This is a genomic window from Streptomyces coerulescens, from assembly GCF_042657965.1.
In the GTDB taxonomy this organism is placed as follows: Bacteria; Actinomycetota; Actinomycetes; order Streptomycetales; family Streptomycetaceae; genus Streptomyces; species Streptomyces coerulescens.
Map to the genome: position 1 here is coordinate 1 of NZ_JBHSKM010000018.1, position 8,214 is coordinate 8,214.

Here is an 8,214-nt window from a genome sequence, read left to right on the forward strand (position 1 = left end):
GCGCGGTGTTCGAGGGTGGCGCGGGTGGTGGCCAGGGACAGGCCGACGTCGAGCGGGTCGGCGTCGAGCGAGGTCAGTCGCTCGATCTGGCCCTTCAGGGCCGTGGGCGTCCGTGCGGAAGCGACCCAGGGCACGACGGGTCGTGTGCTGTGCCGTCGCTCCGGCTCCGTCGCCGGGGCGGGCGGGGCCTCTTCGAGGATGACGTGGGCGTTGGTGCCGCTGATGCCGAAGGAGGAGACGCCTGCCCGGCGCGGGTGTTCGCGGCGCGGCCAGTCGTGTGCGTCGGTGAGCAGGCGTACCGCGCCGGTGGTCCAGTCGACGTGCGAGGACGGGGCGTCGATGTGCAGGGTGCGTGGCAGGCGCTCCGCGCGCATCGCCATCACCATCTTGATGACCCCGGCGACACCGGCGGCGGCCTGGGTGTGGCCGATGTTCGACTTGATCGACCCGAGGTACAGGGGCTCGTCGCGGTCCTGGCCGTAGGTGGAGAGCAGGGCCTGTGCCTCGATCGGGTCGCCCAGACGGGTGCCCGTGCCGTGGGCCTCGACAGCGTCCACGTCGCCGGGGCGCAGTCCCGCCGCCGCCAGTGCCTGCCGGATCACCCGCTGCTGCGAGGGACCGTTGGGGGCCGTCAGGCCGTTCGAGGCACCGTCCTGGTTGACGGCGGATCCTCGGACGAGGGCGAGCACCCGGTGGCCGCGCCGTTCGGCTTCGGACCGGCGCATGAGGACCAGCACGCCGGCTCCTTCGGACCAGCCGGTTCCGTCGGCCGCCTCGGCGAACGGCTTGCAGTGGCCGTCGGGGGCGAGGCCGCGCTGGCGGGAGAACTCCACGAACGCCGTGGGGTTGGCCATCACGGTGGCGCCGCCCGCGAGGGCCGTGTCGCACTCGCCGGAGCGCAGGGCCTGGCAGGCCAGGTGCAGGGCGACGAGCGCGGAGGAGCAGGCGGTGTCGACGGAGACGGCCGGGCCTTCGAGGCCGAGGACGTAGGAGAGGCGGCCGGAGGCGACGCTCGGGGTGCTTCCGGTGAGCAGGTACCCGGCGGAGTCGCCGTCGGCCTCGTGCACGGAACCGCCGTAGCCGTTGGCGGAGACACCCGCGTACACGCCCGTCGCCGTGCCGCGCAGGGACGTCGGGTCGATGCCGGCCCGCTCCAGCGCCTCCCACGCCGTCTCAAGGAGCAGCCGCTGCTGCGGGTCCATGGCGAGGGCCTCGCGCGGGGAGATGCCGAACAGCTCGGCGTCGAAGCCCGCAACGTCCGGGATGAAGCCGCCGCGTCCGGCGAACGGTGCACCGAGGGCCGCCGAGGTGGACTCCAGCAGGCCGGGGATGTCCCAGCCGCGGTCGTCCGGGAACGGCGACATGCGGTCCTCGCCGGCGGTCAGGACGTCCCAGAGGTCTTCCGGCGACTGGATGCCGCCCGGGAAGCGGCAGCCCATGCCGATGACGGCGATGGGTTCGTCGTCGGCCGAGGCGGTGGCCGAGGGGGTGTGCGTGTGGGCGGCGGGGTCCGTGCCGAGGAGGCGGTCGCGCAGGTGGGTGGTGAGGGCGGACGGGGTGGGGTGGTCGAAGACGAGTGTCGTGGGCAGGGCGACTTCGGTACTCGCGGCGAGCCGGTTGCGCAGGTCGACGGCGGTGAGGGAGTCGAACCCGAGGTCCTTGAAGGCGCGTTCGGGGTCGATGCCGGCCGGAGAGGCGTGGCCGAGGACGGCGGCGACCTGGGACTGGACGAGGTCCAGGAGGGTGCGGTTCTGTTCGGCGGGAGGCAAGTCGCGCAGAGTGCGCGCGAGTTCACCCTCGGAGGCGCCGGGTACGTCACGGGAGTGGCGGGTGTCGGTGGTCGCGACTCGGCCGGTGATGACCTCGGGCAGGTCCGCGATGAGCGGGCTGGGGCGGGTGAAGGTGAAGGTGGGGGCGAAGCGTTCCCAGTCCACGTCCGCGACGGTCACGCAGGTGCGCTCCGCGAGGAGCGCCTGCTCCAGCGCGGTGAGGGCGCTGTCCGGCGCGAGCAGGGCGAGGCCCCGTCCGGTGAGATGGTCGGCGACGGCTTCGTCGGCGGCCATGCCGCCGCCGCTCCACGGGCCCCAGGCGACGGAGGTCGCGGGCAGGCCGAGGGTACGGCGGTGCTGGGCGAGGGCGTCGAGGTAGGCGTTGCCGGCGGCGTAGGCGGCCTGGCCGCCGCTGCCCCAGACGGCGGCCACGGACGAGAACAGTACGAACAGGTCGAGGTCGAGGCCGGCGGTCAGTTCGTGGAGGTGCCTCGCCCCGGTGACCTTGGCGGAGACCACCTGGGCGAGGCTGTTCGGGGTGGTGTCGGTGAGCGGGGTGTTCTGGGGGAGCCCGGCGGTGTGGACGACGCCGGTCAGTGGCGTCTCGGCCGGGACCGCGGCGATCAGGTCGGCCAGTGCGTCGCGGTCGCCCACGTCGCAGGCGGCGAGGGTGACGCGGGTGCCGAGGGCGGTGAGGTCGTCACGCAGTGCGTCGGCGCCGGGCGCGTGGGCGCCGCTGCGGGAGACGAGCAGCAGGTGGGGGGCGCCGAGGGCGGCGAGACGCCGGGCGACGTGGGCGCCGAGTGCGCCGGTGCCGCCGGTGATCAGTACGGTTCCGCGCGGCGCGGACAGTACGGGGGCGCCGGAGCCGCTCGGTACGTCGTGGGCGAGGCGGGCGGCGTGGACGCCGGAGGCGCGGACGGCGAGTTGGTCCTCCGGGCCGGGGGCGGCGAGGACGGCGGCGAGGCGTTGCCAGTCGCCGGGGCCGGCGTCGTCCGGGAGGTCGACGAGTCCGCCCCACAGACGGGGCAGTTCGAGGGCGGCGGTCCGGCCGAAGCCCCAGATCTGCGCCTGGTCGGGGTGGGTGAGGGGCTCCCCGGCGGTGACCGCGACGGCGGACCGGGTGACGGCCCACACCGGGATCTCCAGTTCGGCGGCGGCCAGGGCCCGGAGGAGGTGCAGGTGGGGCGTGGGGAGGGCATCGGCGCTGTCCGGGACGACGACGATGCCCTCCGGGCCGTACTCGTGGATGTGAGCGGCGAGTTCCACGGTCGCCGTCGACGCGGGCAGGAGTTCGGCGTCCGCGCCCGCGGCACGCAGCGCGTCGAGGCAGGCGTCGGCGTCCTGTGCGCCGGCCGGGGCGGCGATCAGCCAACGGCCGGTGAGACGAGCCGCACTGGGCATCGGCACCGGCTTCCACACGACGCGGTAGCGCCGGCGGTCCTGCGCGGCACGTTCCTCGTGCCGGCGTCGCCACTGCGTCAGCGCGGGGAGCAGCGCGTCCAGCGAGGCGCCCTCGGGCAGGCCGAGTTCACGGGCCACGTCGGCGGGGGCGGCGGTGTCGACCAGCTGCCAGAACTCGTCCTTGGAGCCCTCGTCGGCGGGCCGGTGGCCCGAGCGGTCCGGGAGCCAGAAACGCTCGCGCTGGAAGGCGTAGGTGGGCAGGTCGGTGAGCCGGGCGTGCCTGTCGCGGAAGACCTCCGCCCAGTCGACCAGGGTGCCGCGGACGAACAGTTCACCGACGGCGGTGAGCAGGGTGTCGGGCTCTGCTCGGCCGGCGCGCAGGGCCGAGGTCGCCACGGTCAGGTCGGGGGCCGTGCGCTGGGCGAGCGCGGCGAGGACGGGGTCGGGGCCGAGCTCCATCAGGCGGGTGGCTCCGAGTTCGCCGGTGGCGGTGCGGACGGCGTCGTGGAAGAGGACGGGCATGCGCACCTGGCGCACCCAGTAGTCGGCGTTCGCCCAGTCGTCGGCGGCGACGGGCCGGCCGGTGACGGTGCTGACGGCCGGTATGCGGGCCGGCCGGAAGGTGAGGTCGTCCGCGACGGCCGCGAACTCGGCCAGCATCGGCTCCATCAGCGGTGAGTGGAAGGCGTGCGACACCTTCAGCCGGGTGGCCCGCCGGCCCTGCTCGCGCGCGCCGGCCAGCACCGCTTCCACGGCGGTCTCCGTGCCGGAGACGACGACGGCGGCGGGCCCGTTCACGGCGGCGACGACCGCGCCCTCGGTCAGCCAGGGCTCGACGTCCTCGGGGTCGGCCTCGACGGCGACCATCGCACCGCCCTCGGGCAGCGCCTGCATCAGGCGTGCGCGTGCGGCCACCAGCCGTACGGCGTCGGGGAGTTCGAGGACGCCCGCGGTGTGGGCGGCGGCCAGCTCGCCGATGGAGTGGCCGACCAGCACGTCGGGGGTGAGCCCCCAGGAGCGCAGCAGTTCGGCGAGGGCGACTTGGAGGGCGAACAGACCCGCCTGCGCGTAGCCGGTGCGGCCCAGCAGGGCGGCCTCGGCGCTGTCCGGGGTGGCGAACAGCGCGGTGCGCAGCGGTGTGTCGAAGCCGTCGGCGCCGGCGAGTTCGGCGTCGAGCAGGGCGCACGTGTCGTCGAGGGTCCGTGCGAGCAGCGGGTGGGCGTCGTACAGTTCGCGGCCCATGCCGGGGCGCTGGCTGCCCTGCCCGGTGAAGGCCCACACCGTGCGGCCCTCGCCCGCCACCGAGGTGACCGGGGCGGCCGGGGCGCCGTCGGCCAGGGCGGTGGCGGCCGCGGTGAGGGTGTCCGTGTCGTCACCGATCAGGACGGCGCGGTGGTCGAGGGCGGCACGGGCGGTGGCCAGGGTGCGGCCCACGTCAGCCGGGGCGAGGCCGGGCCGGTCGGCGAGGTGGGCGACGAGCCGGGCGGCCTGCGCGCGCAGGGCCTGGCGGGTGCGTCCGGAGAGGATCCAGGGCACCGCGCCGACGGGGGCGTCAACGGCCGGTGGGTCCGTCTGCGGTGCCTCGGCGGCGGGCGCCTCCTCCAGGATGATGTGGGCGTTGGTGCCGCTGATGCCGAAGGCGGACACCCCGGCCCGGCGGGGGCGTTCCCCGCGCGCCCAGGTCCGTGCCTCGGTGAGCAGCCGCACCGCGCCGGAGTCCCAGTCGACTCGGCTGGAGGGGGCGTCGACGTGCAGGGTGGGCGGCAGTTGCCCGGCGCGCAGGGCCAGGACCATCTTCATGACGCCGGCCGCGCCCGCCGCCGCCTGGGTGTGGCCGATGTTGGACTTCACGGAGCCCAGCCACAGCGGCTCGTGGCGGTCCTGGCCGTAGGTCGCGAGCAGGGCCTGTGCCTCGATCGGGTCGCCGAGGCTCGTGCCGGTGCCGTGCGCCTCGACCGCGTCCACGTCGGCGGGCCGCAGTCCGGCGGCGGTCAGGGCCTGCCGGATCACCCGCTGCTGCGAGGGCCCGTTGGGGGCGGTGAGTCCGTTGGAGGCGCCGTCCTGGTTGACGGCGGAGCCGCGCAGCACGGCGAGCACGGGGTGGCCGGCCCGGCGCGCGTCGGAGAGGCGTTCCAGTACGAGGACGGCGGCGCCCTCGGACCAGCCGGTGCCGTCGGCGCCCTCGGCGAAGGCCTTGCAGCGGCCGTCGGCGGACAGGGCGCGCTGGCGGGAGAACTCCACGAAGATGCCCGGAGTGGCCATCACGGTCACTCCGCCGGCGAGGGCGGTACGGCATTCGCCCTGCCGGATGGCCTGCGCGGCGAGGTGGAGCGCGACCAGCGCGGAGGAGCAGGCGGTGTCGACGGTGAGGGCGGGGCCCTCCAGGCCGAGGGTGTAACTGACGCGGCCGGACAGGACGCTGGCGGCCGAGCCGGTGGCGACGTAGCCCTCGACGTCCTCGCCCGGCGTGCGGGCGGCGGTGTCGCGGTAGTCCTGGCCGTTGGTGCCGGCGAAGACGCCGGTGGCCGTTCCGCGCAGGGACAGCGGGTCGATGCCGGCGCGCTCCAGCGCCTCCCACGTGGTCTCCAGCAGCAGCCGCTGCTGGGGGTCCATGGCGAGGGCCTCGCGCGGGGAGATCCCGAAGAGCTCGGCGTCGAAGTCGGGAGCGTCGTGCAGGAATCCGCCGACGCGGGCGTAGGTGGTACGGGAGTGGCCGGGGTCCGGGTGGTAAAGGCGCTCGACGTCCCACCCGCGGTCCTCGGGGAACGGCGTGAGGCCGTCCGTGCCGGAGGCGAGCAGGTCCCACAGTTGGTCGGGGGTGGTCACATCGCCGGGGAAGCGGCAGCCCATGCCGACGATGACGACCGGGTCGTCGTCGGCGCCGACGGGCGTGAGGGCGGGGCCGCCGCGCTCGATCTCGTCGGTGGTGACGCCGAGGACCTGGGTGCGCAGGAACGCGGCGAGCGCGGTCGGGGTGGGGTGGTCGAAGACGAGGGTGGCGGGGAGGGCCAGGCCGGTGGCGGCGGCGAGCCGGTGGCGCAGGGCGACGCCGGTCAGCGAGTCGAAGCCGATGTCCTTGAAGGCGCGGCCGGCGTCGACGGCACTCCGGTCGGCGTGCCCGAGGACGGCGGCGACCTGCTCGACGACGAGGTCGAGCAGCAGCCGGTCCTGCTCCGCGGGCGTACGGCCGGACAGTTCGGTACCGAGGGCGCCCGCGGCCGGTGCACCAGGTCCGGCGTCGGTGGCGGACGGCGCGGCCTCGGGGAGGTCGGCGAGCAGCGGTCGCCGGGTGTACGTGACGGCGGCGAAGCGCTGCCAGTCGACGTCGACGACGGTCGTGCAGGTGACGTCCTCGTCGAGGGCCCGGCCGAGTACGTCGAGGGCGCGGGCCGGCTCCAGGGGCCGTATGCCCTGGCGGCGGAAGTGTTCGGCGACGGTCTCGTCGGCCGCCATCCCGGCCCCGCCCCAAGGGCCCCAGGCGAGGGACGTCGCGGGCAGGCCGGCGGCTCGGCGGTGCTGGGCGAGCGCGTCGAGGCGGGCGTTGGCGGCGGCGTAGGCGGCCTGTCCGGCGTTGCCGAGGACGCCGGTGACGGAGGAGAACAGGACGAAGGCGTCCAGTTCCCGCTCCCGGGTCAGCTCGTGCAGGTGCTGGGCGGCCTCGGCCTTCACGGCGAGGACGCGGGCCAGGCGTTCGGGGGTGAGGTCGGCGGCGAGTCCGTCGTCGAGGATGCCGGCGGCGTGTACGACTGCCGTGGGCGCGTAGGTGTCGAGGACGGACGCGACGGTCTCCCGGTCGGCGACGTCGCCCGCGACGAAGGTGACGTCGGTGCCCGACTCGCGGAGTTCCGCGCCGAGTTCGGCGGCGCCGGGGGCGTCAGCTCCGCGCCGCGACACAAGTACGAGGTGTTCGGCGCCGCCGGTCGCCAGCCACCGGGTGAGGTGCGCGCCGAGGGCGCCGGTCGCGCCGGTGACCAGGACGGTGCCGCGCGGGTGCCACGACCGAGCGGGCCGCGCTGAGCGGTCACGCACCAGCCGGGCGGCGTGGACGCCGCTCGCGCGCACGGCGAGCTGGTCCTCCCCCGCTCCCCCGGCGGCGAGCACGGCCGCGACCCGCTGCCAGAGCCGGGGCTGCGGCTCGTCCGGCAGATCGATGAGCCCACCCCAGCGGTCGGGCTGCTCCAGCGCGATGACCCGGCCCAGCCCCCATACGGCGGCCTGCTCCGGGCGCACGGGTCCCTCACGGCCGGACACGGCCACGGCCCCGGAGGTCACGCACCACAGCGAGCTCTCCGGGTGCGCATGCCCGAGCGCCAGGACATGCGCGGGATCGGCGAGCAGGGACAGCACACCCGCGTACGGAGTCTCGGGATCGGCGGCCGGTCCGGTCGGGACCGACGCGTCCGTCTCGGAGCCGACGGCCGATCCGGTCCTGACCGTCACGCCCGCCACGGGATCGGCGGCCGGTCCGGTCCTCACCGTCACGCCCGTCTCGGGATCGGAGGCTGGTCCGGTCGTGATCGTCACGTCGGCGCCGACGGCTCGAAGTGCGGCCGCGGCCGCATCGGCCCGCTCGGCCGGAGTGTTCTCGTCGACGGCGATCAGCCAGGTGCCGTCAAGCCGGCCGGGGGCCGGGGTGCGGACGGGCCGCCAGGCGATCCGGTAGCGCAGCCCGGCCAGTTGCGACTCCTCCTGCCGCTTGCGACGCCAGTCGGCGAGCACCGGCAGGACGGCGTCCAGCGGGGCACCGCTGTCCACGCCGAGCTCTCCGGCGAGCGAGTCGGCGTCCCCCTGGTCGACGAGGTCCCAGAACCCCCCGTCGGCGACGGCCTCCGCGCTCACGACCGGGCGGGCGTGGTCGGGCAGCCAGTACCGCTGCCGTTGGAAGGGGTAGGTGGGCAGGTCGACGCGACGTGCGCCGGTCCCTTCGAAGAGCGCGGACCAGTCGAAGTCGGCGCCCTGGACGAAGAGTTCGGCGCAGGCGGTGAGCAGCGTCTCCGTCTCCGGGCAGTCCTTGCGCAGGGTCGCCGCGGCGGGCACGTCG

Annotated in this window: 1 protein-coding gene; it reads right to left on the reverse strand. The window is 75.6% G+C overall.

Annotated features, from left to right (window positions below):
* Positions 1-8,214: type I polyketide synthase (locus tag ACFPQ9_RS23160; protein ID WP_380856339.1), on the reverse strand; the 8,214-nt coding region annotated here is incomplete at both ends.